The organism is Rhizobium grahamii (assembly GCF_009498215.1).
Lineage (GTDB): Bacteria > Pseudomonadota > Alphaproteobacteria > Rhizobiales > Rhizobiaceae > Rhizobium > Rhizobium grahamii_A.
On the sequence record NZ_CP043498.1, the window covers coordinates 1,027,075 to 1,052,800 of the forward strand.

The window sequence follows — 25,726 nt, forward strand, 5'->3', positions numbered from 1 at the left end:
GCGCAGGGAAACTTGCGGGCAGGGCCTCTACCGGGTCTCAGAGTATGAGTTCAACATGGCGCCTTGATACCGTCTGCAGGGCGCGAGGTCAAGTTTTGCAACTGTTGAGGGATTCTCAACAAGAAATTCCCGTCGCGACCGTAAGGTTTTGATAACGCGGCGATTCGGTGCTTTAATTCGATCTCAGCACGGAGGTGTCGTTGATCCATATTCGCAATGCTCGTGACGATGAAGCGGAGCTTTTGAGCGAGATCGGTGTAAGGGCCTGGCAGAAGGCGATGACGTCGATCGGCGAAGCGGATGCCATGCTCGATGCTGCCAGGAGTGCTTTCTTCAATTTCGTTTCGAACAGCTGGATCACGGTTACGGTCATCGAGTGGAACGGACACGCGGCGGGCTGGGCCGCGCGCGAAACGCTCGACGAGAAGATTTCGGATTTCTGGATCGATCCGTCTTTCATCGGCCATGGCCTCGGAACAGCACTCCTGCAGGAACTTGAAAGAGAGATCGCCGGGCACGGCTTCGACACGGCGGCGATGCAGACACACTCCGGGAACACCGAGGCGATCAGCTTCTTCCAGAAACGCGGATACGCCATTCACTGGCTGTCGATCGCTTACAACCCCAAGCTCGACCGCGATGTGCCATCCGTCGGCCTCTCAAAATCGCTCGTCTCCGCCGACGATGGAACATACGGCTCAGTCTAGTCTAGCAGCGGCAGCTCCAAAATCATGTATCCGGCCACAGCCGAGAGAAGAATGGCGGAGGTGGCATGAAACACGATGATTGCCTTGAGCAGCGACCGAAACGGTTCCTTTTGCGTCTTGTGGCGTAGCAGTTTTTGCGCGCAAACGGCGCCCAGGCTGCCGCCGATCAGCGCCAGCGTCAGCAGCGTCCTCTCGCTGATCCGCCTCCGGCGGTTGCGCGCGGCCTGCTTGTCCAGAAAATAGACCAGGAAGGCGAGGGCGTTCAGCGCGAGGAAGAGTGCAAGGATTGTCAGAATATGCGTTGCCATGATCGGCTCAGGCTAATGTCGATGCGTTAACATGCACCAAACCGGCTGCCTTGCTGCGACGCACAGCCGAAAGCCTTGCACCCGCAAGCCATTTCCGTTACCTCACCTGTTGAATAAGATAGCCTCAAAAGAGCATTTCCATGACCCTTGTCGACGTTCGCACGCCTGATCCGAAACGCTTCATTCCCGGCGCCACTGGCGACTGGGAAGTCATCATCGGCATGGAAGTCCATGCGCAGGTGCTGTCGAATTCGAAGCTGTTCTCGGGCGCTGCGACCGAATTCGGCAAGCCGCAGAATTCCAACGTTTCGCTCGTCGATGCGGCCATGCCCGGCATGCTGCCCGTCATCAACGAGGAATGCGTCAGGCAGGCCGTCCGCACGGGTCTTGGTCTGAAGGCGCAGATCAACAAGCGCTCGCTCTTCGACCGCAAGAACTATTTCTATCCCGACCTGCCGCAGGGCTATCAGATCTCGCAGTTCAAGGATCCGATCGTCGGCGAAGGCAAGATCATCATCTCGCTCGGTCCGGATCGTCAGGGCCAGTTCGAGGATATCGAGATCGGCATCGAGCGACTGCATCTGGAGCAGGACGCGGGTAAGTCGCTCCACGACCAGCACGCCACCATGTCCTACGTCGACCTCAACCGTTCGGGCGTCGCGCTGATGGAGATCGTCTCCAAGCCTGACATGCGCTCCTCCGACGAAGCCAAGGCCTATATGACGAAGCTGCGCGCGATCGTGCGCTACCTCGGCACCTGCGACGGCAATATGGACGAAGGCTCCATGCGCGCCGACGTCAACGTCTCCGTCCGTCGTCCGGGCACCGAATTCGGCACGCGCTGCGAGATCAAGAACGTCAACTCCATCCGTTTTATCGGTCAGGCGATCGAATACGAAGCCCGCCGCCAGATCGGCATTCTGGAAGACGGCGGCGCGATCGAACAGGAAACCCGTCTCTTCGACCCGAACAAGGGCGAGACGCGTTCGATGCGCTCCAAGGAAGATGCACACGACTACCGCTACTTCCCGGATCCGGATCTCCTGCCGCTCGAGTTCGACGATGCCTTCGTCAAGGCGCTCGAAGCCGATCTGCCAGAGTTACCTGACGACAAGAAGGAGCGCTTCGTGCGCGAGCTTGGTCTGTCGATCTACGACGCTTCCGTTCTGGTCTCGGAAAAGGCGATTGCCGACTATTTCGAAGCCGTTGCCGAAGGCCGCGATGGCAAGGCTGCCGCCAACTGGGTCATCAACGACCTGCTCGGCGCCCTGAACCGCATCGGCAAGAGCATCGAGGAAACTCCCGTTTCGCCGGCTCAGCTGGGCGCGATCATTGACCTGATCAAGGGGAGACTATCTCCGGAAAGATCGCAAAGGACGTGTTCGAAATCGTGCTGAACGAGGGCGGTGATCCTGCCGAGATCGTCGAAGCGCGCGGCATGAAGCAGGTGACCGATACAGGCGCGATCGAGAAGGCTGTCGACGAAATCATCGCTGCCAACCCGGATCAGGTCGCCAAGGTCCAGGCCAAGCCGACACTCGCCGGCTGGTTCGTCGGCCAGGTGATGAAGGCGACCGGCGGCAAGGCGAACCCGCAGGCCGTTCAGGCTCTCGTCAAGGCGAAACTCGGCATCGAGGAGTAAGGCCGTGTATTTCGTGCGCACCGCCAGCGAGCGCGATCTTGGCAAGATCCGCATCCTGCTCGATGAAGGGTTCCGTGCGACTTACGCTGGTCTCTACGGTGAAGCCAAGGTGAGCGAGCTGATCGAACACCTGTTTTCGCCGGCAGCACTTCAGACAAGACTCGCGAAGAAGAACGCCGAGTTCCTGGTTGCGGACAACGGCAAAGACATCGGCGGCATCGGGTATGCCGCCATGTCGGATGAAATGACGAAGACCGTCATGCTTCATCTGCTCTATGTCCGGCAGCCGCTACATCGCCAGGGCATCGGGCGCGAGATCTTCGCCGAGCTGGAAACCTGCTTTCCCGACGCCGAGATCATGCGCCTCGAGGTCGAGCCGAGAAACACGACCGCGATCGCCTTCTATCATGCCCACGGCTTCGAGGATGTCGGGCGCAATGAGAACGACGGTCCCGGGCAATCCGGCATACCGACGCTGATCCTCGAAAAAGCTCTCGAACAGCATTAGGTCGCAACTCCCGCATGAACGAGATCACCATTCGCGAGGCGCGCAGTGCCGACGTCGCCGCGCTTGTCGCCATCTTTGCTGCTGATGAACTCGGCGGTCATGGCGACACGACGGCCCCAGAGGTTTTCGGCGAGTATCTGAGGGCTTTTGAGCGAATTGCGACGTCGCGGGACCAGACGCTCTATGTTGCTGAACGCGAAGGCCAGGTTGTCGGCACGTTCCAGACAATGATCGTGACGGCGCTCGTCGGCCGAGGCTCATCATCGATGATTATCGAGGCAGTGCAGACACGCGGCGACATGCGGGGGCAGGGCATCGGTGCCCGAATGATCGAGTTTGCCATCGCGGAGGCAAAAGGTCGCGGTCTGCGCCTCGTTCAATTGACCTCGAATGCCAGCCGTAGCGATGCGCGCCGTTTCTACGAACGGCTCGGCTTCAAGCAATCGCATCTCGGCTTCAAGATGGCCCTGAAATGAGCCTGTGTTGCTTTGGAATCACTGGACAATGCGTCTCGCTGGCGGCATAAGCGAGGGATCGAATTCTGGTCCCGCTCGCCATCCGGCAAGCTCAAGGAAAAGACATGAAGAATCTACTCGTGCAAATCTTCACCTGGTGGAACGGTCAGACGATCGGTACGCGTTTCGCGACCTGGCGTTTTGGCAAGCGCGTCGGTGAAGACGAATTGGGTAACGTTTACTACGAAGGCGGCATGTCCTCTTACGGCCTTCCGCGGCGTTGGGTGATCTACAAGGGCTATGCCGAAGCCTCGGCAATTCCTCCGGGCTGGCATGGCTGGATGCATCACCGCACCAACGTTCCTCCGACGAAGGAAAACTACGTCGCCAAGGAATGGCAGAAGCCGCACCGCGCCAACCCGACCGGTTCGCCGCAGGCTTACCGTCCTCCAGGCTCGCTGGTTGTTCCTGGCGAGCGCCCGCGCGTTACCGGCGACTACGACGCCTGGACGCCGGGCAACTAAGCAGGGCCACTGACCCGGCTTTTGGCCACAATTGACCATTACCCGCAGAATGGCCGCAGCAATTGCGGCCTTCGATTTTTAAGATGCTGTGGAGACGGGCAGATATGAAGCTTTTCACGCGGAACCAGCTCCTGCGTGCCGCCGGGCTCTCACTGGCGCTCGGCCTTCTGCCACAAGTCGCCTCTGCTGCCCGCATCGAGAACTCCGTTGCCGTTTTCTCCGGTCTCGACAAGATCACCGGCCGCATCACGACCTTCGACGTCTATGTTAACGAGACCGTGCAGTTCGGCGCGCTGCAGGTGACGCCGAAGGCCTGCTATTCGCGTGACCAGGCTGAAGCGCAGAAAATCGATGGTTTCGTGGAAGTCGACGAGATCACCCTCGACCGCAAGATCCGCCGCATCTTCACGGGCTGGATGTTTGCCGATAGCCCCGGCCTCAACGCCGTCGAGCATCCGATCTATGACGTGTGGCTGAAGGACTGCAAGCAGAATTCGGACGTTCCTGCGCCCGACAAGGCCGCCAAGTAAATCTCAGAATTCAAGGTTCGGCGATTCCATCGCCGCCGCGAGTATGTGCGCGTATTCATCCTTCGGAACGTCGATCGCTCCGAACGTCTTCAGGTGCTCGGTCGTGAATTGCGTATCGAGCAGGGTAAAGCCCTTGGCGCGCAGCCGTTCCACGAGATGAACGAGACAGATTTTCGAAGCGTCGGTGCGTCGCGAGAACATGCTCTCGCCGAAGAATGCCGAACCCAGCGAAACGCCGTATAGCCCGCCCACAAGCTGGTCGCCGTCCCAGGCCTCTACGGTATGGGCGTGCCCGATCCGGTGCAGCGTCGAATAGAGAGACCTGATGGTCTGGTTGATCCAGGTGCTCGGCCGGTCGCCTGTCTCTGCCGCGCAGGCCGAGATGACAGCCTCGAAATCATAGTTGAAACGAATATCGAACGGCTTGCGTCGGATCGTCTTGGCGAGGCTTTTGGAAATGTGAAAATCGTCGAGCGGCAGGACGCCGCGAAGATCGGGCTCGACCCAGAAGATTTCCGGGTCGTCGGCCGATTCAGCCATCGGAAAGAGACCGATGGAGTAGGCGCGCAGGAGGATTTCCGGTGTTATGCCTGGAGACTTCCTGCGCGACCCTGCCATTCTCTGTTACGCCGATTTGTTGGCCAGATAGTTTTCCAGCCAGTGGATGTCGTAGTCGCCGTTGGCGATGTCCTGATTGTCAACCAGATCCTGGAACAGCGGAAGCGTCGTCTTGATGCCGTCGACGACAAATTCGTCGAGCGCGCGGCGCAGACGCATCATGCATTCGACGCGCGTGCGGCCGAAGACGATGAGCTTGCCGATGAGGCTGTCGTAGTAGGGCGGGATCTTGTAGCCTTGGTAAGCACCGCTGTCGACGCGAACGCCAAGACCACCCGGCGCATGGAAGTGCGTGATCGTGCCTGGCGACGGCACGAAGGTTCGCGCGTCTTCGGCGTTGATACGGCACTCGATGGCGTGACCGTGGAAGTTGATCTCTTCCTGCTGGACGGAAAGCCCGCCGCCGGACGCGACCCGGATCTGCTCGTGAACGAGGTCGATGCCAGTAATCGCTTCGGTGATCGGGTGTTCAACTTGCAGACGGGTGTTCATTTCGATGAAATAGAACTCGCCGTTCTCGTACAGGAACTCGATCGTGCCGGCGCCGCGGTACTTCAGCTTCTTCATGGCATCGGCGCAAACCTGGCCAATCCGCATGCGCTGTTCGACGTTGAGGGCAGGGGAATTCGCTTCTTCCCAGACCTTCTGGTGGCGGCGCTGCAAGGAGCAGTCGCGTTCGCCGAGATGGATCGCATTGCCTTCGCCGTCACCGAACACCTGGATTTCGATATGACGTGGCTTGCCGAGGTACTTTTCCATGTAGACGGCTTCGTTGCCGAAGGCAGCAGCCGCTTCGGTGCGGGCCGTCGACCAGGCTTCGATCAGGTCCTCTTCGGACTTGGCGACCTTCATGCCGCGACCGCCGCCGCCGGCCGTTGCCTTGATTAGCACCGGATAGCCGATTTCAGCAGCCGTCCGCCGCGCATCTTCCTCGGTCTTCACCTCGCCGTCCGAACCCGGAACGACAGGGATGCCGAGTTCCTGAGCGGTGGTCTTGGCGGTGATCTTGTCGCCCATGAGGCGGATATGTTCCGCCGTCGGGCCGATGAAGGTGATGCCGTGCGCTTCCAGGATTTCCGCAAACTTGGCGTTTTCCGACAGGAAGCCGTAGCCCGGATGCACAGCGTCGGCGCCGGTGATTTCGCAGGCGGCAACGATCTGGTGGATGTTCAGATAGCTGTCGCGCGAAGGCGGAGGACCGATGCAGACGCTTTCGTCGGCGAGGCGCACATGCATGGCGTCGGCATCGGCGGTCGAGTGAACCACGACGCAGGGAATGCCGAGCTCTTTACATGCACGCAGCACGCGAAGCGCGATTTCCCCGCGGTTGGCGATGAGGATTTTCGAGACCATGACGCCCGCCTTATTCGATGACGACGAGGGCTTGGCCGTATTCGACGGGGCTTCCGTCCTCGACGAGGATTTCGGTGACCTTGCCGGACTTCGGCGAAGGAATCTGGTTCATGGTCTTCATCGCTTCGATGATGAGCAGCGTCTGGCCTTCCTTCACGGTCGCGCCGACTTCGATGAAGGCGCGTGCGCCCGGAGCCGGAGCCATATAGGCGGTGCCGACCATCGGAGCGCTGACGGTGTTGGCAGGGTTGCGTGCCGCCGCTGCCGGAGCCGCGGGGGCCGCCGCCGCGGCAGCTACAGCCGGAGCCGCAGCGTATGCGGGCGCAGCCATCGGAGCCTGGATGTACTGGGTGTTGCCGGCGCGTGAAACGCGGATACGCAGATCTTCCTGCTCGACTTCGATCTCCGTGAGATCAGTGTCGTTGAGGATGTTCGCGAGATCGCGGATCAGCGCCTGGTCGATACCGTTTTTCTTCTCAGCCATGAGTGTTTGCCCTGTCTTCTTTTTATGCCGTAAGGTTCTTCAGCGCCTGCAGCGCCAGAATATAGCTGTAAGGCCCGAAGCCGCAGATGACGCCTTTCACTGCTGGCGCAATCATTGACTTGTGGCGGAATTCTTCCCGCGCGTGGACGTTGGAAATATGGAGCTCTATCACCGGAATGGAAATAGCGCGAATTGCATCGTGAAGCGCGACCGACGTATGGGTGTAGGCGCCGGCATTGATCGCAACGCCGACCGCCTTGTCGTTCGCCTCATGAAACCAGTCGACGAGCGTGCCTTCGTGGTTGCTCTGGCGAAAGTCGATGTCGAAACCGAGTTCGCGCCCTGCCACCTTGCAGTCTGCCTCGATGTCCTGAAGCGACTTGCCACCATAGATGCCGGGCTCTCTTTTGCCGAGCATGTTCAGGTTGGGCCCGTTCAGGACGAATATCGTTTGCGTCATCGAATGTTCCAATAGATGCGAGACGGCAACCTATAGACTCCCAGCGGAGCTAATGAAAGCCCTTTGGAAAGCGCAGTCCGAATCGCGCCATATTTGTCCACATGGCTGAAACACTTCGATTTTGGCGATTTGATGAGCTCCTGATCAGCAGCTTGTCTTGCCGCAGGTGCGCATGTTCTTGACCTTGGTCTCAAGGTCGTCGAAGCCGACAGCGCCCTGAACCAGCTCGTTGCCGATCACATAGGACGGCGTACCGGTGATGCCGAGGCTCTGGGCGAGCTGATAGGTTTCCTGGACGGATTGGTCGCTGGTGCTCTTCGCCATTTCAGCGCGGATCTGCTTCTCGCTGACGCCGAGCGACTGCGCGACATCTATCGCGGTCGATTCATCGGCACGCCCATCGCTGCCAAGCAGGGCAATGTGAAACTGGCTGTACTTCTCAGGCGCAAGCTTTCTGAACGCGTCGGACACCTTGTGCGCAGCCACAGACTCCGGCCCGAGGATCGGGAGTTCCTTGAGAACGAAGCGAACGTTCTTGTCCTTCTGCAGCATGGTCTGCATGTCTGACAGTGCGTGTCGGCAGTAGCCGCAATTGTAGTCGAAGAACTCGACGATCGTGACGTCGCCCTTCGGATTGCCGAGCGCCATGTCGTATTTCGCGTCGAAAATCTCTGTCTTGTTGTCCGAGATTGCAGCATTGGCCTTTACGAGCCGGGCCTGCTCCTGCTTCTTCTGCAGGGCGTCCTGGACATCGAGCATGATCTCGGGATTTTCGATCAGATACTGCTTGATGAACTCGCCGAATTCCTTCTTCTGCGCGTCATCGAGTGCTGCCGCCGGATAAGCCGTCGCAACGGAGGCAGTGAGCGCCAGAGCGGTGAAGATTTTTCGAAGCGTGGCCATTATATCCTCGTCATCAGCAATTTTTGTGCGTCGATTCAGGCGATGAATACACTGCCCTTGTTAACGGCGTCAGGTGATTTCCGCCAAACTACGGTGCGTCCCGCCGTCTTCAAACAAGAATTTTCGCATCCGCCATTCAATCGCGGGATTGTGATGATCCGATTATTGCGGCAATTGTCTGGCCGCAAGGCAAAGTTAGAGAGAAGCGATCTTGTTTTCCATTTCAAAGCGCAGCGAAGTCGAGCCCTTTCACGCGATGGACGTTCTGGCCGAAGCGACGAAGCGGCGGGCGAGCGGTCATCCGGTCATCTCGATGGCGGTTGGCCAGCCATCCCATCCGGCGCCGAACGCCGCGTTGGAAGCAGCTCAGGCAGCACTTGTCGAAGGCAGGATCGGCTATACGGATGCGCTCGGAACCACAAAGCTGAAGCATGCTCTCGCCGGGCACTATCGCGATCGTCACGGGCTGACGATCAATACCGCCCGCATCGCGATAACCACCGGCTCTTCCGCTGGCTTCAATCTGGCCTTCCTCTCGCTCTTCGATGCCGGCGATGCGGTTGCGATTGCCCGGCCGGGCTATCCTGCCTATCGCAATATCCTCGGTGCGCTTGGCCTGAAGGTTATCGAAGTGCCTGTGACGGCCGAGACGCACTTCACGCTGACGCCCGAGAGCCTAGAGGCCGCGCAAGCCGCCAACAACGTTAGGCTGAAGGGCGTCCTGCTGGCGAGCCCCGCCAATCCGACCGGCACGGTGACCGGGCGCGAGGGACTGAAGGCTCTGGCCGACTACTGCGCCGCCAACTCGATCGCCTTCATTTCCGACGAGATCTACCACGGGCTGACGTTTGTCGGAGAGGAGACGAGCGCGCTGGAACTGACGGACGAGGCGATCGTCATCAATTCCTTCTCCAAGTATTATTGCATGACTGGCTGGCGGATCGGCTGGATGGTGCTTCCGGAAAGGCTCGTTCGCCCGATCGAGCGCGTTGCGCAAAGCCTCTATATCTCTCCGCCCGAACTCTCGCAAATCGCGGCAACGGCAGCCCTTGGCGCCGGCGAGCAACTCGACGTCTACAAGGCAAGCTACGCTGCCAACCGCGAATTCCTGATGAAGCGCCTGCCGGAGATCGGTCTCTCGATTGCGTCACCGATGGATGGCGCGTTCTATGCCTACGTCGATGTGACCCGCTTCACCAACGACAGCATGGCTTTCGCCAAGCGGATGTTGGCCGATATCAACGTCGCAGCGACACCCGGCTTGGATTTCGATCCGCTTGAGGGCCATCGATCGCTGCGGATGTCCTATGCCGGCGCGCAGGTCGAAATCGTCGAAGCTGTCGAGCGCATCGCTGGCTGGCTGAAATAAGTCACCGAAAGGTGACCCATCGAAATTCTGCAGTATGCGACTGTGTCGCCGGGCCTACATATCCGCCCGGCAATTTTCCCGATCGAGCCGCGAGACCAGCGCCAGCATCGTCTCCGAAACCGGCGTGGGTACGGCCGCAAGGCGCCCGAGCACCACGACCATTCCCACCAGTGGCGTGATCTCAAGCGATTTGCCGGCGAGGAGATCCTGCAGCATCGAGGTTCGAACCGGACCGATCTGTTGCGCCTGCTCCAGCCGCTGCTCGACCGACATGCCAACGTTGGCGCCGAGCGCCTCTCCGACCGCCTTGACCTCTTTCATGACCTTGCCGATCTGGTCGCTGAGCGCCGCATCGGCCATCATCTCCGACATCAATGAGCGGGTGAGGGCGCTGATTGGATTGAACGAGGCGTTGCCCATCAGCTTGCTCCAGATATCGTCCCGGATCCGAGATGACAGCTTCACGCCGATATCGGCGCGCCGAAACAATGCTTCGACGTCTCGCAGATCGTCGGTGATCTCCCCGGAGGGCTCGCCAAGGATGAAATGCCCGTTGTTGCTGAGCTTGACCTCGCCGGGGCTGCTGACTTCAGCACCCTGGTGCGCAACGCAGCCGATGACGCGGTGCGGGCCGATGAGATGCCAGAGCTTGCCGCCTTCATCGAGTTCGTCGAACTGAAGCTCCGCGTGTCCGCTCTGCTGATCGCGGTGGAAGTACCACCACGGAATCCCGTTCAAGATCATCAGGACACGCGTGCCTTCCTTCAGAAGATGCCCGATTCCATCGGCCGCAGCGGAGAGCTGATGGCCTTTCAGTCCGGTGATGACGAGATCTTGCTTCGGAAGCTCTCTTGGATCGTCGGTGGCTTCCACCCGAGCTACGAGCGGAGCATTTGCGCCGGCTTCGAGAAGGCGCAGGCCGTCGCACTGGATGGCGCGCAAGTGGGCGCCGCGGGCAACGACCGAAAGGGTGGCATCAGCACCAAGCGACGAGGAGAGTTTCGCCGCAATGGCGCCGCCAAGCGCGCCGGCGCCAAAGATGCAGATATTCTTGAAGGGCATGCGATGATCTTTCCGCGAGTGTGGTCGCGCTGAACTTAGGTCATTCAGCCCTCAAGGCGAGTGATATCTGGAGCCGGCGGAGGCTTTTAATGGCTGGAGCCCGGAAGCAACTCGTTTCGACGAAGCTCGTCGATCGCCGCCACAGCATCTTCCGCAGACCAGCCTGCCCGGATGGCCGCGGCGATCATCCGGACCTCGGCCTCCTCTTCGATCTTCAGGAACAGCGGTTCCAGGGCCTCTTGGGCGGTAACGATATGATCGTTCGGAGGGGTAACTGACTGGCGGGTGGCGAGCGTAGGCATCTGCGCGGTACTCCTCTCTCTGGCAGGGGATGACTCAGAATAATGCACGAGCGCGAAAAAGGTTCCGGATAAAGTTTCAAGAAAGCTTCATCTTGTTCTTTCGCCCCGGCTCTGCCTTGTTGCGCAACTAGGCTGATGCTCGATTCGGTTCCCGGTTACATGCGGAGCCACGACGAAAACGCACGAAGGAGATTGCGATGACGAACGCCAAGAACGGGGTTTCCGAAATGCGACCAAGAATAACAGTAATTGGTGTCGGCGGCGGCGGTGGCAATGCCATCAACAACATGATTGCGGAAAATCTCGAAGGCGTCGATTTCATCGCTGCCAATACGGACGCGCAGGTGCTCGCCACCTCGAAGGCATCGCGCCGCATTCAGCTCGGCGCACACGTGACCGAAGGACTGGGCGCTGGTTCGCTGCCGGAAGTCGGTCGCGCTGCTGCCGAAGAGTCGATCGATGAGATCATGGATCATCTCGCCGGCTCCCACATGTGCTTCGTCACCGCCGGCATGGGCGGCGGCACCGGAACGGGTGCTGCACCCGTCATCGCTCAGGCCGCCCGCAACGCCGGCATCCTGACGGTCGGTGTTGTCACCAAGCCGTTCACCTTCGAAGGCAATCGTCGCATGAAAATGGCGGAACTCGGCATCGAGGCTCTTCGTGAGGCCGCCGATACCGTGATCGTGATCCCGAACCAGAACCTCTTCCGCATCGCCGATGCCAAGACGACCTTCGCGGACGCCTTCATGACCGCTGACCGCGTGCTTTACGCCGGTGTTGGCTGCATCACCGATCTGATCGTCAAGGAAGGCCTCATCAACCTCGACTTCGCCGACGTGAAGTCCGTCATGCGCGGCATGGGCCGGGCAATGATGGGCACCGGCGAAGCCTCGGGCGAAGGCCGCGCCATGAAGGCCGCCGAAGCTGCGATCGCCAACCCGCTGCTCGACGACATCTCGATGAAGGGCGCCAAGGGCGTTCTGATCTCGATCTCCGGCGGCTCGGATATGACGCTCTTCGAGGTGGACGAGGCAGCCAGCCGTATCCGCGACGAAGTGCAGGACGAAGCCGATATCGTCGTCGGCGCGATCTTCGACCGCAATCTCGACGGCAAGTTCCGTGTGGCGGTCGTCGCAACCGGCCTTGATGGCGCGAGTGCTGGAACACAGGCTCGCCAGGGCGTGCCGGTCGGTCAGGACATCCAGACGCGGACGCTGCAGTAAGTATCCTTCCGCCTGCGCGCCCCGATCGGGCGCGCAGGCCAATTCTGATCTGTCGTTCGGGCCGGGTCCGTGCATGCTGGAAAAGGCGGGCGGTGCCCTGTATGTGCTCTCGCCCCTTCGCCCAATGAGGCGTTTCCGACAATCAGGACAATCCCACGCCCAAGACACCTCCAGCGAGGCGATGATCCAGATCGCACAGGTCGAGCCCCCTCCGCACCTGATCCTCGGTGAGATCGGCTAAGACAATGTCACCGACGGGCTGCGCGCGAGAGTGGCGCAGATCGCGGAGTGGCGCAAAACTAGCCTCACGGCCGATGTTCCGAAAGCGTAAGATCAGGCGCGGACGGCTGCGCGATGGAGGTCTGGAATGGCGAAGTTGGGTTACGTGTTTGCAGGCCTGCTCATCCTGATCGGATTGGTCTGGATGGGGCAGGGCAGCGGCTATTTCCCCTATCCCGGGGAAAGCTTCATGATCAATCAGACGCCGTGGATCTATTGGGGCGCACTGGCTGCAATCGTCGGAGTAGTCGTGCTTGCCGTGACGAGAAGCGTGCAGAGGCGCTGAGCGGGAGGCTCGGGCAACGGGCGGTCACGAGCAGCATTGTCAGGCAGAAGAAAAGTCACCGATGCGCGACATGCTCCATCAGGAGAGCATTTAAAATAATTCGCCGGCTAAGGAGGTGTTCTGACCTCCGCCGGCGATGAATGCGATAGGTAATGCGCGGCTTACGCGCGACGGCGGGCCTCGGCCATGTCGGGGCGTGTGCCGTCGGGGGCGCGAAGCCCATAGTGCTTGCTTGCGAACACCCATTCGACATTGCCAGGTTCGAACGGACGACGCGGGTTTCTCAGCGCCATCCGGCGCTCGGAGAGGCTGCGGGGCAGGGTGTCGATCATGTCGTTGACGAAGGTTTCAACGCAGTCTTTCCAGCGGGGCGAGACCGCAACATCGATACCGCCGTAGCGCTGGAAATCCGGATGTTTGCGGGAGTAGCATGCGCCGAGCATCCAGGCATGCTGCTGCTTCAGAAAACGTTCTTTAATGGTCATTCCTAGTCTTTTTCCTTGGCGTCATCGACGACATCGGCCTCGGGGCGGTCGCCTCCGTTCGACCGTTCCGTTGTCCAGGTGCCGTCCGCACGCTGATATGTAATGTCCGCATCCTGGCCACCGAGCTGTTGTCGCTCCGCGGCTTGTTTGGCCGCTGCCAGTGCATCTTCGTGAGTTGGGAAAGTTTCCGACCAGACATCGTCCAGGCGGTAAGCCCAGGCGCCATCATGTTCGGCGACGTGGTAGGTAATCGACATCGGGCATTCCTTCAAGAACTTTTCGCAGGAATTTGCATGGAGGTTCCCTGCGGATTGAAACATCGGAACGCAGCTCGCCCGATGCTTGTTCCCTTCCGCCTTGGCCTGTGTGAGGCTGGATTACGTGTGCCGTCGATCTTGCGCAAATGCGGAACGCTTCATAGGCTCAAGGCGTTGATGGATTCGTTCAACGCCTCTCAATAGGAACCCCATGCGCGCTCAGTCGAAGCCGTTCATTGTCGAAGTCAAATCCTCTCGCCGTCAGGATCGCCGCCAGTCCGCGTCGATCTGGGGAAATCTGGATCTAGCAGCCGTTGCCGAAGAAATCGCGGAAGATCTGCCACAGTCGGCAGCAGCGCCTGCCGAGGCAGCCGTCGTACGGTAAGGTAGCGGCAGGCGGGAACTCAGCCCGCCTGCATTCTCTGCTAGTATCCCGCAGCCCTTGCCTCTCGGCGCAATCCAGGCTGCAGGTCGTACAGTCTCAATCCAGGAAGAACTCCAGGAGATCGGCGTTTACGATGTCGGGATGCGTCGTGCACATGCCGTGCGGCAGACCGGCATAGGTCTTGAGCGTTCCGTGTTTCAGGAGCTTGACCGAAAGCGGCGCGGAATCGGCATAGGGAACGATCTGATCGTCATCGCCATGCATGACGAGCGTCGGCACCGTGATATTCTTCAGATCGTCGGTGAAGTCAGTCTCCGAGAAGGCCTTGATACAATCATAGTGCGCCTTGGCGGCTCCCATCATGCCCTGACGCCACCAGTTCTCGATGATACCCTGGCTGACCTTGGCGCCGGGACGATTGAACCCGTAGAACGGGCCTGCCGGCACATCCAGGAAGAACTGGGCGCGATTGGCGACAAGTGCCGCGCGGAAGCCGTCAAAAACCTCGAGCGGCAGACCGCCGGGGTTCTTGTCCGATTTCACCATGATCGGCGGCACGGCACCGATCAGCACGGCCTTGGCAACGCGGCCGGGCTTGGCGCGCGCGACATAGTGGGCAACTTCGCCGCCGCCGGTCGAGTGGCCGACATGGATGGCATTCTTGAGATCGAGCGCATCGGTAAGGGCGGCGACGTCGGCGGCATAGGTGTCCATCTCGTTGCCTTGCCAGGTCTGGCTCGAACGCCCGTGGCCGCGCCGGTCATGGGCGATCACACGATATCCCTTGTCCAGAAAGAACATCATCTGCGCATCCCAGTCGTCGGCGCTGAGCGGCCAGCCATGATGGAAGACGATAGGCTGGGCGGTGGCCGCACCCCAATCCTTGTAGAAAATCTCAGTTCCGTCGGCGGTCTTGATGAATGGCATGGCAACGTTCCCTCTTTTTGACTGTGATTTGCGTTCTTGGCATTAATGGCACGCGAGCGTCCGTCCTGCGCCAATATCGTGACGCATCCCGGCCGGACCTGGCTCGCCTGCGCTGCAGTCCTACGTCCTCATCATGACGTGGCGTTAGCGGCGCTTCGGGCCAACGGTAATGTGATGCAAATCGTTAAGAAGGGAAGATGCCGTTCTGGAGAATGACGGCACAAACAGAAAGACCGACACGTTGACGTGGTCGGGCTCAGTCACATCAAGCTGCCGGAGTTGGCGCCGGTCGCGCCAGCCTCCGGATTGATCCTGCGTGGTCAGACCGGATTGCAGGTCATGCCGTTGCGTCTTGCGTTGTCGATGCAGTCGCTGCGGTTGGAATAGCCTTGGGACGATGCTCCGACGATGCGGCCGTTCGAGGCGGTGCGCCGCCAGCGCCAGCCATCTGCTCCGCTATAAACTTCCCACGTATCCCCGTTAGTTGCGACGCAGCTTGCCATGTTCACCTCCATCATCGTGCGGATAGGGAAATGGCTAAGCGATTCGCGCGTGCGTCTCCACGAACTGGCTGCAACTCACGGTGTAGATGCGAGAAACGCTGGTTGTGTCAGGCCTATGCGGCAGACAAAACGCAAAAGAGCGGCCGACGGCCGCTCTTTCTTTGTTTCAGCTTGATTTTCGGGCGGACGGTGATCTTGCCCAGTCGACCCTCTTGGCTCGCTGATTTTGTTCGTAGATTTAGAGCAGCGCGCACACCACGCTGTTCTAAACGCACTTTTCCTCAATGCTAGGAAGGGAGAAGGCAACGGTCGCGCCCGGTCCGTCGTTCGACATTGCCCACATCCGGCCGCCGTGATTTTCAACTATCGAACGGCTGATGGAAAGGCCTATGCCCATCCCGTTGCGTTTCGTCGTGAAGAACGGTTCGAACATCTTTTCCGGAGCGTCAGGGGCGATTCCGACGCCCGCATCCGAGATGGACAACGTGATCATATCCTCGCTCGCTAGCGCAGTTCGCACCAGCAGACGGCGAGGCCGCTCCTCGGTCTCCGCCATGGCCTCGATCCCGTTCAAGACCATATTGAGAATGACCTGCTGAAGCTGAATGCGATCGCCCGTGATAGGCGGCAACTCTGGCGCCAGCCTAGCCTCCAGGACAATCAGTTTCTCACGCATGTCTCGCGCCGACAATGCAATGACCTCGCGAGCTATTTCATTGAGGTCGATCGTCTCCATGGCCGGAGACTGTCGATTGAACATAGCCCGAAGTCGCTTGATAACTTCGGTCGCGCGCATGGTGTCTCGGATCGTCCGCCGGGCAGTATCTGTTGCGGAAGCGATGTTCGGTGGATCGAGCGCTAACAGACGGACACATGCACTGGCGTTCGCGAGAATGCCCGAAAGTGGTTGGCTCACCTCGTGCGCTATGGACGTCGTCAGGGCACTTATTGTCATCACGCGAGAAACATACGCGAGTTCTTCTCGCGCTTTTGCAAGTGCTTCCTCGCCACGTCGAAGAGCATCTTCCGCCCGTCTTGTCTCGGTAATGTCCTGCACCGTTCCCATGAAGACCGGGTGATCGCCGATGTAATGTGTAATCCTGGCCAGTCCTCGAATGAACCTGAGGGTCTCGTCTGTCCTGATGATCCGGAAGACGAAATCGGCATCCTCGCCAGCAAACCCTCTCTTCATCTCGAAGTCGAAGAGTTCCAGGTCTTCCGGATGGACCCGCTCCCTGACCGCATCGATGCTCGGCTTGAGCTCAGGGTCGAGGTCGAATATTCTGTAGAACTCCTCAGACCAGATGTTCTCATCCCGCTGGATATCAGATGTAAAGCTGCCTGTTGAACTAATCCGTTGAGCGGCGACGAGCTGCGCCTGGCTTCGTTCGACCTGCGTCTCTCGCTTGAGAAGAGCTTCCTCGTGACGGGTCCGGTCAATCGAGATGGCCGCGATGTGCTTCGCTCGATCGACTATTTGCTGCTCGCGAGGCCGGAAGTCTGCTTGCTGATGCCTCAGGATTATAAGTATCCCGGCCGTGTTTCCATACGGGGACAGAATGGGAATGGCCTTGCAGTAGTGCAGAGCGTTGGCCAACATCATCTCGCCCATCAACGTGTCGTGCTGGTCGCATTCGGCCATCGTCGCGATCTCGACAGTCCTTTTTGTCAGAGCGGCTGTGGAGCAGGGGTTCTTGTCCGAAATCACGCTCTTGCCGTCGAAGATCTCTCTGAACTCACCGGCCAGACTGCTAGCAGCGCCCATGCGGAAGAGCTTGCGGTCAAGTGAAAGCTCGAGGAAGCCGCAAACAAGGTCCGGAACGAGATCCGCGACAACATCGCAGAGCCGTTGAAGAACACTTGCCGACGGTGCGCCTCGCGCGACCATTTCGAGTATCTCCATCTCATGCCCTAGCAGGTGGGAGGAATCCCGGCTGTCCTGAACGTCGGTCTGAAGGACGCAATAGCCCGCTAACTCTCCGTTCTGCTCACGTATCGGCGTGACATGTGCCTCCAGCCAGCGGAGTGTACCGTCGGCAGAGAGCGCTTGATACGAAACGACAGCTGGTTCATTTCGGTTTTGCCCCGCCTGCAGCTGAAAGGCGATCTCTTCCAGTTTGCCTAGATTGAAGTTGGCTCGTCTGTCTTGAGGAACGCCTGACGACGAGTACCAGCGCCATGCTGCGTGATTTGCGAAATCGAGCTCCAAGGTAGGAGTTAGTAGAAGCGCCTGGAGTGACAGCGAGTCTAGGAAGTTCCGGAAGTCACGATCCGCATTGCTAATCGGGTTGTCGATCGTCTCAAGGCGGTCTATCGCAAGCCAACACACGTCACCTCCCGGCCCGTTCATTGGCGAAACGGAGAGATTGAGCAAAATGAATTGTCCGTCCCTTCGCCGGAAACGGGCCGCGACGAGTTGAACGCCGCCCTGCTGCGCGTCTTTCTGCGCTCGAACCGTGACGAGCTGATCGTCCGGATGCAGAAAGCTTGCCAATTGCCACGACTCGCCTTGATCGTTCATCAGGCCAGTGAAGTCGATGAAGCGCGTGTTCACATAGCGGAGGGTGCCTGCTTCGTCCGTTGTCCAGACCAAGCCGGGCAGGCTGTTCAAGATTCCCAGGCCGTCATTGGCCCCGTATGTAACTGCATCCTCGTCAAGTGACATTGACATCAACGGTCGTTCCGTTCGCTTCGTCGCCCCGCAGTCAGGGCAGGGGCCGTCGCTAGTCCGGTAGCACCGCCGCTGAGGCGAGCCTCGGTCAACCGTCGCCCAAGGATGAAGTCTTTCGAGAGAATTGCCGCCAGCGCGCCAGCGAGCATCCATATCGAAGTGGTCAGGGCAAACGTCACAGAAGTCCAGCCGAGCGTCGCCGAGGCGAGGATGGTTCCCAATGAGGTCGAGATCTTCAGCACTGAGAAAACCTCAGCCCTCATTTCTGGCGCCACCAGTCTGTTGAGCTGCAACGAGTAGTGGATGCCGAGCGAGGGCGCGCATATCCCGACAAGCGCGCAGCCGAGTATCGATAAACCGAACGAATTCTGAAGTATCAGCGCCATGCCGATGATGATCGTAATGAACATCGCCGCGACCTGCTGCTTCGAATAGGCTTTGTTGAGCACGCCGTTTCCCATGGATCCGACAAGCGACGCCGCACACAGGGTTCCGGTGAATATCGCGCCGTACCCTGCTTGCAGGTCGAACCCCATCGCAAGAGACACCGCGCCGACTTCGATGCCGCTGATCGCGGCGGAACTGGCGCAGGCGCATCCGAGCCAGAGAAGGACTTCAGGCGTCAGCGATCTGGTTCGGGTTTCCACCGCCTGCGGCTCCACATTGCTTCTTGCTGACGGCAAGATCATTGCGGGCACCGCGCCGAGTATCGCGATTGCAGCTATCGAGAATGATGCGGACACCGATCCAAGACTGGCTGCCAAAATCGGGGTGACGAGGAAGGTGAGGTCCGACGCAAAAGCTGCGAGGGCAAGAGCCCTTGTCATCTGCGAATGCACAATCAGGTAGTTTGCACTGTCACGCAGATAACCGAAGGCCGCACCTTGCACGAGACCAGCGGCCACTGCCGCAGCGATGAAAACCGCGTATGGCGCGCCCACTCCACACGCAGTGGCGCAAACGAAAAGTGCTGCCGTCCGAATAAAAATTAGAGCCTTGAAGAATGCTATTGAGTTCGCACCCCGCCCTAACCGGGCAATTGGCAAGGCTCCGACAAGTTGCGCGGCCGTCATGGCAGCGAGCGCCGTTGCTCCACTCGCGGGGCTCTCCGTGATCGAGAGTGCTGCCAAGGCGAAGGCTATCGACGCTCCCGCGCGGGGCGCGCCAAACAGGCCGTAGGCGACCACCCAGCGGATAGTTTGAGGACTTTGTAGACCGCCCCAATTCATTTTTCCGCCAATTCTGGTCGTATCGTCCGCAGATAAACCTTGTCGAAGTATTTGCAGCACACGTGGTCAGAAGCGCCCCCGCGTCCGGTGAATCGGACGCATGGGTGGCACTCACCATCAGCAGGTTGAGTTTACCGCAAACTTGCACCAAGCACACTATACTAAGGTATCGCCTCTGATCCCTGAGGCTAGAGCTTCGGACGAGCGACACCATGGTGCAATGGAGGCGTCCAGGGCGGGTGACAACAGTCAGCTAACCCGAATGTTGAGCGCCTGAAAGGTGGTCAGATTTTCTTCGCAGTACACTTGCGTTTTTGAAGTCATCCCCCAAGTTGAAGAGCTCTACCTGGGAGAGTGTTTATGTCGCCTTTGGGTGCTCCTGGGCAACATTGGTGCGCGCGTTACATTGATCCGCCACTTCCTGGCGGATCAATCAACACCGTCAGTCCCGATCAGCTGCAGCCGCTCGTCGCGCCGCATGTGTCGCACTTCTCGCAGGTGCCGTTGCGCACCATCGTGAAGTTCTGGCATTCGGAGCAAATGTTGCCGGTGTAGCCCTGCATGATAGACCGGGCGCGGCGCTCGGATTCGATCTTCTTGGCTTCCGTCTTGGCCGATGCGGCGTCAGCCGCGGCCTTGTCGGAGAACAGAGCCGTTGCCTGCTGCTGCACTTCGGTCGTGACCTCTTCGATCACCTCCTCGGCGATCTCCTCAGCCAGTTCCTTGGCGCGCTCCTCGTAATCGCGCTTGAAGGCGACGATTTCGGAGGTCGAGATGGCGGTCGTCGGCTCGATCTTGCGGGCGGCAGCGCCTGCGAAGGACGTTACCGTCGCACCGGTCGAGCCACGGGCAGGGGCGGCTGTTGCCGAGCCCTTGGGTTCTCCGGACGCCTGTCGTTCGTTGCCGGAGACCAGCGTCGGCTTGTAGCCGCGCGTCCAGCCTGTCGACAGCAGGTTTGTCTTGCCTTCCTGGATGCCCTTGCCGAGTGCCGTGTTCGAGAAGTCCGACGTATCGACATGCGCGAGATCGTGACGGCCGAGGTAGGAGACGGCCAGTTCGCGGAACACGTAGTCGAGGATCGACGTGGCGTTCTTGATCGCATCGTTGCCGATGACCATGCCTGCTGGTTCGAACTTGGTGAAGGTGAAGGCCTCCACATATTCTTCGAGCGGCACGCCGTACTGCAGGCCGAGCGAGATCGCGATGGCGAAGTTGTTCATCATCGCACGGAAGGCCGCACCTTCCTTGTGCATGTCGATGAAGATCTCGCCGAGGCGGCCGTCGCCGAATTCGCCGGTGCGCAGGTAGACCTTGTGTCCGCCGACGGCGGCCTTCTGGGTGTAGCCCTGGCGGCGGTTCGGCAGCTTCTCGCGTTCGCGGGTGACGCGCTCGACCACGCGCTCGATGATCTTCTCGGTGATGGTGACGGCTTGGGCGGCGACCGGCTGCTGCAGCAGATCCTCCAGCGCGTCCTCATCGCTTTCGTCTTCGATCAGCGAGGCGTTCAGCGGCTGCGACAGCTTGGAGCCGTCGCGATAGAGCGCGTTTGCCTTCAGGCCGAGCTTCCAGGAGAGCATGTAGGCGCTCTTGCAATCGTCGACCGTCGCGTCGTTCGGCATGTTGATCGTCTTGGAGATCGCACCCGAGATGAACGGCTGGGCGGCGGCCATCATGCGGATGTGGCTGTCGACCGAGAGATAACGCTTGCCGATCTTGCCGCATGGGTTGGCGCAATCGAAGACGGCGAGATGTTCGTTCTTGAGGAACGGCGCGCCTTCCAGCGTCATCGCGCCGCAGACGTGAACGTTGGCAGCCTCGATGTCCTTCTTCGAGAAGCCGATGTGCTCGAGCAGGTTGAAGCCCATGTCGCCGAGCTGTTCGTCTGTAACCTTCAGCGTGCCCTTCAGGAAGTCGGCGCCGAGCGTCCACTGGTTGAAGACGAACTTGACGTCGAAGGCCTGCTTCAGCGCGCCGTTCAGTGCCTCGATCTTCTCGTCCGTGAAGCCCTTGGCCTTCAGCGAGCCGGGGTTGATCGCCGGCGCCTGGTTCAGGTTGCCGTGGCCGACAGCGTAGGCTTCGATCTCGGCGATCTGGCTTTCGGAGTAGCCGAGCGTACGCAGCGCTTCCGGAACGGCGCGGTTGATGATCTTGAAGTAGCCGCCACCGGCGAGCTTCTTGAACTTCACCAGCGCGAAGTCGGGTTCGATGCCGGTCGTGTCGCAGTCCATGACGAGACCGATCGTGCCGGTCGGCGCAATCACGGTTGCCTGGGCGTTGCGGTAGCCGTGCTTTTCGCCGAGCTCGAGAGCCTTGTCCCAGGCGCTCTTGGCGTGTGCCGCCAGATCCTGGTCCGGGTTTTCGGAGTGGATCAGCGCGACCGGGTTGATCGACAGGCCTTCATAGCCCGTGGTCTCGCCGTAAGCGGCGCGGCGATGGTTGCGGATGACCCGCAGCATGGCTTCGCGGTTCGGCTTGAACATCGGGAAAGGTCCGAGTTCAGAGGAAATCTCGGCCGAGGTGGCGTAGGAAATGCCGGTCATGATCGCGGTCAGCGAGCCTGCGATGGCACGCGCCTCGTCGCTGTCATAGGGAATGCCCGACGACATCAGGAGACCGCCAATGTTGGCGTAGCCGAGGCCGATCGTGCGGTATTCGTAGGAGCGCTCGGCGATCTGCTTCGACGGGAACTGCGCCATCATGACGGAGATTTCGAGAACGACCGTCCACAGACGAACGGCATGTTCGTAATCGGCGATATCGATGCGCTTGGTTGCGGCGTCCTTGAACTGGATGAGGTTCAGCGAGGCAAGGTTGCAGGCCGTGTCGTCGAGGAACATGTATTCCGAGCACGGGTTGGAGGCACGGATCGAGCCTGCAGCCGGGCTGGTGTGCCAGTCGTTCATCGTCGTGTTGAAGTGCAGGCCCGGATCGGCCGAGGCCCATGCGGCGTAGGAGATCGATTCCCACAGGTCGCGCGCCTTCAGCGTCTTCATGACCTTGCCGTCCTTGCGGGCGGTCAGGTTCCAGTCGCCGTCGTTTTCGACAGCGCGCAGGAAGTCGTCCTTGATCGAGACCGAGTTGTTGGAGTTCTGGCCGGAGACTGTCAGGTAGGCTTCCGAATCCCAGTCGGTGTCGTAGGTCTTGAACTCGAGGTCCTTGTAGCCCTGCTTGGCGAACTGGATGACGCGGCCGATATAGTTTTCCGGAACCTGGTCCTTCTTGGCAGCGCGGATTTCGCGCTTCAGGGCAGGGTTCTTGTTCGCGTCGAAGCAATCGCCATTGTCAGCTTCGCAGTTGACGCAGGCCTTCATGATCGCCTTGAGATGCTTGGCGACGACCTTGGAGCCGGTGACGAGAGCAGCAACCTTCTGCTCTTCCTTCACCTTCCAGTTGATGTATTCCTCGATATCCGGGTGGTCGATGTCGACAACCACCATCTTCGCCGCACGGCGCGTGGTGCCGCCCGACTTGATCGCGCCGGCTGCGCGGTCACCAATCTTCAGGAAGCTCATCAGGCCGGACGAGCGACCGCCGCCGGAAAGCTTTTCGCCTTCGCCACGCAGGTAGGAGAAGTTCGAGCCGGTACCGGAGCCGTACTTGAACAGGCGTGCTTCGCGGACCCACAGGTCCATGATGCCGCCTTCGTTGACGAGGTCGTCTTCAACGGACTGGATGAAGCAGGCATGCGGCTGCGGATGCTCGTAGGCCGACTTCGACTTCACCAGCTTGCCGGTGAAGGGGTCGACATAGAAGTGGCCCTGGCCGGGGCCGTCGATGCCGTAGGCCCAGTGCATGCCGGTGTTGAACCACTGCGGCGAGTTCGGGGCAACGCGCTGTGTGGCAAGCATGTAGGCAAGTTCGTCGCGGAAAGCAGAGGCATCTTCCTCGGACGAGAAATAGCCGCCCTTCCAGCCCCAGTAGGTCCAGGTGCCGGCAAGACGGTCGAAGACCTGGCGCGCATCGGTTTCCGAACCGTACTGCTGGTCCTTCGGGAGTTCCTTCAGGGCAGCCTCATCGGCAACCGAGCGCCACAGGAAGGAGGGAACGTCATTTTCCTCGACCTTCTTCAGGCGAGCAGGGACACCGGCCTTACGGAAATACTTCTGCGCCAGAATGTCGGCGGCAACCTGCGAAAACTGCGCGGGAACGTCGATGTTCTCGAGGCGGAATACGATCGAACCATCCGGGTTCTTGATCTCGCTGGTCGCCTTGCGGAATTCGATAGCCGCGTAAGCGCCCTGATCTGCCTTCGTAAAACGGCGTTCTATGCGCATTTTGCCTTAACCTCTAGCTTGCGCGCCCCGTCCCCGTTGACCAGGCGCAAGTTTCCACCTCCGGCGACGCCGAAAGAAGCGCAGCCAGTTCTCGTTTCCGTACCGTCACAGGAGTGTCATCCGGAGATGCTCTTCCTGTATATTGTGGTGATGGTGGCTGCAAACACTAAATATAGTATTAACAGCTTATTATCGCCAGCCCCCTGATGTCGTTTTTCGAGGGCCGAAAATCGCGCAGAATCCCCTCTGGGCGGCGATCCGTGAAAGGATGCAACACCCTGATTCTGCGTTCGATTTTCGATGAGAACCGGCCTCGTTAATTCCGGTCCAGCTGCCGCCGCAACATCGGAGTTTCATTAACTTGAAAGAGGGCGATTCCGTCAAGGGGTGGTTTTTAACGAAGTGTTCACCACAAGATATTGTGGATCGCCCTGTGGAGACTGGGGAAAAGAAAGTCACGCTTGTATTTCAATGGCTTGTCGTCAAGACTGCATCGGAAATCCGAGAAAATGACAAAATTGCGTCAAACCGCAGATTTGCTGATGGCATTTCCACTGCAAATCGGCATAGCGATTCGTTTCGGAAATTACAGCGCGTCGATGGCAATTGTGACCGTCGCGATGCCGATCGCCCGGCCGATCTCGTCGTGGATCACGAAGCTCGCCTGCGTCTCCAGAAGCTGGGTGGTATCGTCCCGTTCGGCGCGATCGATGAATGTCGTGTCGGTACCTTTGGCAAAGGTTTTCAAGAACTTGTCTTCATCGCCCTGCCAGTAGTCGGTTGTCGGGACACTCTGGCCGACGTTCAAGCCATGCCGGTCGGTGACAAAAATCTCGACAATCGCGCCCTGCGAATCATCCTGCTTGGATTTGAGATAGCGCGATACCGGCTTTTCTAAGAGCCGCTTCACCATTTGCCATTCGCCGTTTTGGATTTCCGACCGGTAGGTATTGTCCAGCACCCGGACATCCATCTCGCTGATATCGCCGAACTTGGCGTTCTGGTCTTCGATCGCCTTGCGCACGAGAGGAACGAGAATGACCGGCTTGACGCGCTTCTCGACGAACTCGCGCACGACCGAAACATAGGCGGGCTCCGCAGCCACGGGCAAGCCGTGCAGACAGAGCCCCAGAGCGGCAACGAAGCCGACCAATCGCCAACGCATCATATTTGTTTCAGCATCGCGCTAGCGACTGTGCCCCCTGGAGAGCGCCGTTGCTCTCCGTCCGTGTGCGTTATGATAAAGCCAGCAGGGGATGGAGCACAGTCAAAATCGCGATGTTGGTAAACAAAGATTGGAACAATTTAGGGTTGTTCTCTCTGTTTTCGTGCGTTTGCGGCGTATTATCCGCGCGCGCCCTTGGAGATCGGCTCCTGGTAGGTGAAGCCCATGTCCCAGGGGAAGTAGATCCAGGTATCCTGGCTGACCTCGGTAACGAAGGTATCGATCGTCGGAACGCCCTGCGGCTTTGCGTAGACACAGCCGAAATGTGCCTTCGGCAGCATGGCGCGCACTTCCGAAGCCGTCTTGCCGGTGTCCGTCAGGTCGTCGACGACAAGAACGCCTTCGCCGCCATTGGCGAGCAGTTCCGGCGCGATCCCCTTCAAGAGCATCATGTCGCCCTGGTTCACGTAGTCGTGGTAGGAGGCGACGCAAACCGTCTCGATGAGGCGGATGTTCAGTTCGCGCGAAATGATGGCCGCAGGCACGAGCCCGCCGCGCGTGATGCAGACGATCGCCTTGAATTCGCGGTTGAGCCCGGCAAGGCGCCATGCAAGCGCGCGAGCGTCGCGATGGAACTGGTCCCAGGATACGGGAAAGGCTTTATCGGGAAGGGACATGAGCGTGCTCCGAGGCATGAAATGATGAGCGCCTGAGATCGGCGACCGACGCTCTTGGCTGCGTCATTCGGTCAAACGCAAATCGCGCAGTCGAAACTGCGCGATGGAACCGAAGCCGGAGCTATCGTCGGTCGTGG

General features: G+C 59.6%; 26 protein-coding genes and 1 pseudogene. 10 read left to right on the forward strand and 17 right to left on the reverse strand.

Features of this window, described 5'->3' with window-relative positions:
- The first annotated feature begins 200 nt into the window (after nt 1–200).
- The gene (locus FZ934_RS05145; RefSeq protein ID WP_153270184.1) at nt 201–707 is read left to right on the forward strand and encodes a GNAT family N-acetyltransferase; all 507 of its coding nucleotides are present in this window, start codon (nt 201–203) and stop codon (nt 705–707) included.
- On the opposite strand, the gene FZ934_RS05150 is transcribed toward FZ934_RS05145, so the two are convergent.
- Nucleotides 704–1,018 carry a DUF1294 domain-containing protein gene (locus tag FZ934_RS05150; RefSeq protein ID WP_432443608.1) on the reverse strand — a complete coding sequence of 105 codons (315 nt, stop codon included), beginning with the start codon at nt 1,016–1,018 and terminating at the stop codon, nt 704–706. The genes FZ934_RS05145 and FZ934_RS05150 overlap by 4 nt on opposite strands.
- Nucleotides 1,019–1,155: 137 nt before the next feature.
- Between FZ934_RS05150 and gatB the strand changes: the two are divergent.
- From gatB to FZ934_RS05175, 5 genes and pseudogenes are all read left to right on the forward strand, one after another.
- A pseudogene (gatB, locus tag FZ934_RS05155) lies at nt 1,156–2,657 on the forward strand (Asp-tRNA(Asn)/Glu-tRNA(Gln) amidotransferase subunit GatB).
- Nucleotides 2,658–2,661: 4 nt separating this feature from the next.
- Nucleotides 2,662–3,165 carry a GNAT family N-acetyltransferase gene (locus FZ934_RS05160; protein ID WP_153270186.1) on the forward strand — a complete coding sequence of 168 codons (504 nt, stop codon included), beginning with the start codon at nt 2,662–2,664 and terminating at the stop codon, nt 3,163–3,165.
- A 14-nt stretch (nt 3,166–3,179) separates the two neighbouring features.
- Nucleotides 3,180–3,641 (forward strand): GNAT family N-acetyltransferase, encoded by a 462-nt coding sequence (locus FZ934_RS05165; protein WP_153270187.1) that lies wholly within the window; start codon nt 3,180–3,182, stop codon nt 3,639–3,641.
- 104 nt (nt 3,642–3,745) lie between these two features.
- Nucleotides 3,746–4,144 carry an NADH:ubiquinone oxidoreductase subunit NDUFA12 gene (locus FZ934_RS05170; RefSeq protein WP_153270188.1) on the forward strand — a complete coding sequence of 133 codons (399 nt, stop codon included), beginning with the start codon at nt 3,746–3,748 and terminating at the stop codon, nt 4,142–4,144.
- 104 nt (nt 4,145–4,248) lie between these two features.
- Entirely contained in the window at nt 4,249–4,674 is a 426-nt protein-coding gene (locus FZ934_RS05175) for a DUF2155 domain-containing protein (protein ID WP_153270189.1), read from the forward strand.
- Nucleotides 4,675–4,677: 3 nt separating this feature from the next.
- On the opposite strand, the gene aat is transcribed toward FZ934_RS05175, so the two are convergent.
- The 5 genes from aat to FZ934_RS05200 all read right to left on the reverse strand — a co-directional run bounded on the left by aat (nt 4,678) and on the right by FZ934_RS05200 (nt 8,492).
- Nucleotides 4,678–5,292 (reverse strand): leucyl/phenylalanyl-tRNA--protein transferase, encoded by a 615-nt coding sequence (aat, locus tag FZ934_RS05180; RefSeq protein ID WP_153270190.1) that lies wholly within the window; start codon nt 5,290–5,292, stop codon nt 4,678–4,680.
- 6 nt (nt 5,293–5,298) lie between these two features.
- Nucleotides 5,299–6,645: an acetyl-CoA carboxylase biotin carboxylase subunit gene (gene accC / locus FZ934_RS05185; protein WP_153270191.1), complete on the reverse strand. Its 1,347-nt coding sequence runs from the start codon at nt 6,643–6,645 to the stop codon at nt 5,299–5,301.
- Nucleotides 6,646–6,655: 10 nt separating this feature from the next.
- Nucleotides 6,656–7,129, reverse strand: coding sequence for an acetyl-CoA carboxylase biotin carboxyl carrier protein (gene accB, locus FZ934_RS05190; RefSeq protein WP_153270192.1), 474 nt, complete (start codon nt 7,127–7,129; stop codon nt 6,656–6,658).
- Between the two features lie 22 nt (nt 7,130–7,151).
- Nucleotides 7,152–7,589 (reverse strand): type II 3-dehydroquinate dehydratase, encoded by a 438-nt coding sequence (gene aroQ, locus FZ934_RS05195; RefSeq protein ID WP_153270193.1) that lies wholly within the window; start codon nt 7,587–7,589, stop codon nt 7,152–7,154.
- Between the two features lie 144 nt (nt 7,590–7,733).
- A complete protein-coding gene (locus FZ934_RS05200) occupies nt 7,734–8,492 on the reverse strand; it encodes a DsbA family protein (protein ID WP_113361667.1) in 759 nt (252 codons plus the stop codon).
- Nucleotides 8,493–8,703: 211 nt separating this feature from the next.
- On the opposite strand from FZ934_RS05200, the gene FZ934_RS05205 reads away from it, so the two are divergent.
- Nucleotides 8,704–9,861, forward strand: a complete 1,158-nt coding sequence (locus FZ934_RS05205) for a pyridoxal phosphate-dependent aminotransferase (RefSeq protein WP_153270194.1) — start codon at nt 8,704–8,706, stop codon at nt 9,859–9,861.
- A 54-nt stretch (nt 9,862–9,915) separates the two neighbouring features.
- Here the strand turns inward: FZ934_RS05205 and FZ934_RS05210 are convergent, their stop codons facing one another.
- Nucleotides 9,916–10,923 carry a ketopantoate reductase family protein gene (locus FZ934_RS05210; protein WP_153270195.1) on the reverse strand — a complete coding sequence of 336 codons (1,008 nt, stop codon included), beginning with the start codon at nt 10,921–10,923 and terminating at the stop codon, nt 9,916–9,918.
- 86 nt (nt 10,924–11,009) lie between these two features.
- A complete protein-coding gene (locus FZ934_RS05215) occupies nt 11,010–11,225 on the reverse strand; it encodes a hypothetical protein (RefSeq protein ID WP_056820045.1) in 216 nt (71 codons plus the stop codon).
- 197 nt (nt 11,226–11,422) lie between these two features.
- Here FZ934_RS05215 and ftsZ point away from each other — a divergent pair, with 197 nt between their 5' ends.
- Both ftsZ and FZ934_RS05225 read left to right on the forward strand, forming a co-directional pair.
- Nucleotides 11,423–12,451 carry a cell division protein FtsZ gene (ftsZ, locus tag FZ934_RS05220; RefSeq protein ID WP_153270196.1) on the forward strand — a complete coding sequence of 343 codons (1,029 nt, stop codon included), beginning with the start codon at nt 11,423–11,425 and terminating at the stop codon, nt 12,449–12,451.
- Nucleotides 12,452–12,818: 367 nt separating this feature from the next.
- Nucleotides 12,819–13,016 carry a hypothetical protein gene (locus tag FZ934_RS05225; RefSeq protein ID WP_153270197.1) on the forward strand — a complete coding sequence of 66 codons (198 nt, stop codon included), beginning with the start codon at nt 12,819–12,821 and terminating at the stop codon, nt 13,014–13,016.
- Nucleotides 13,017–13,177: 161 nt separating this feature from the next.
- On the opposite strand, the gene FZ934_RS05230 is transcribed toward FZ934_RS05225, so the two are convergent.
- Entirely contained in the window at nt 13,178–13,501 is a 324-nt protein-coding gene (locus FZ934_RS05230; protein WP_113361660.1) for a hypothetical protein, read from the reverse strand.
- Between the two features lie 2 nt (nt 13,502–13,503).
- Nucleotides 13,504–13,758 carry a DUF2188 domain-containing protein gene (locus FZ934_RS05235; RefSeq protein WP_113361800.1) on the reverse strand — a complete coding sequence of 85 codons (255 nt, stop codon included), beginning with the start codon at nt 13,756–13,758 and terminating at the stop codon, nt 13,504–13,506.
- 211 nt (nt 13,759–13,969) lie between these two features.
- Between FZ934_RS05235 and FZ934_RS27750 the strand changes: the two genes are divergently transcribed.
- On the forward strand, nt 13,970–14,143 hold the full coding sequence (locus FZ934_RS27750; protein ID WP_194273760.1) for a hypothetical protein: 174 nt from the start codon (nt 13,970–13,972) through the stop codon (nt 14,141–14,143).
- Nucleotides 14,144–14,239: 96 nt separating this feature from the next.
- Here FZ934_RS27750 and FZ934_RS05240 read toward each other — a convergent pair whose 3' ends face one another.
- From FZ934_RS05240 to gpt, 7 genes are all read right to left on the reverse strand, one after another.
- A complete protein-coding gene (locus FZ934_RS05240; protein ID WP_153270198.1) occupies nt 14,240–15,070 on the reverse strand; it encodes an alpha/beta fold hydrolase in 831 nt (276 codons plus the stop codon).
- A gap of 320 nt (nt 15,071–15,390) precedes the next feature.
- Entirely contained in the window at nt 15,391–15,573 is a 183-nt protein-coding gene (locus FZ934_RS05245; RefSeq protein WP_153270199.1) for a YegP family protein, read from the reverse strand.
- Nucleotides 15,574–15,838: 265 nt separating this feature from the next.
- Nucleotides 15,839–18,244, reverse strand: a complete 2,406-nt coding sequence (locus FZ934_RS05250) for a PAS domain-containing sensor histidine kinase (RefSeq protein WP_153270200.1) — start codon at nt 18,242–18,244, stop codon at nt 15,839–15,841.
- Nucleotides 18,244–19,185 (reverse strand): hypothetical protein, encoded by a 942-nt coding sequence (locus FZ934_RS05255; protein WP_246737841.1) that lies wholly within the window; start codon nt 19,183–19,185, stop codon nt 18,244–18,246. Before FZ934_RS05255 ends, FZ934_RS05250 begins: the two co-directional genes overlap by 1 nt.
- 740 nt (nt 19,186–19,925) lie before the next feature.
- Nucleotides 19,926–23,747 (reverse strand): vitamin B12-dependent ribonucleotide reductase, encoded by a 3,822-nt coding sequence (locus tag FZ934_RS05260; RefSeq protein WP_153270202.1) that lies wholly within the window; start codon nt 23,745–23,747, stop codon nt 19,926–19,928.
- Between the two features lie 586 nt (nt 23,748–24,333).
- Entirely contained in the window at nt 24,334–24,915 is a 582-nt protein-coding gene (locus tag FZ934_RS05265) for a hypothetical protein (RefSeq protein ID WP_153270203.1), read from the reverse strand.
- Nucleotides 24,916–25,091: 176 nt separating this feature from the next.
- A complete protein-coding gene (gene gpt, locus FZ934_RS05270; RefSeq protein WP_153270204.1) occupies nt 25,092–25,589 on the reverse strand; it encodes a xanthine phosphoribosyltransferase in 498 nt (165 codons plus the stop codon).
- Nucleotides 25,590–25,726: the final 137 nt, after the last annotated feature.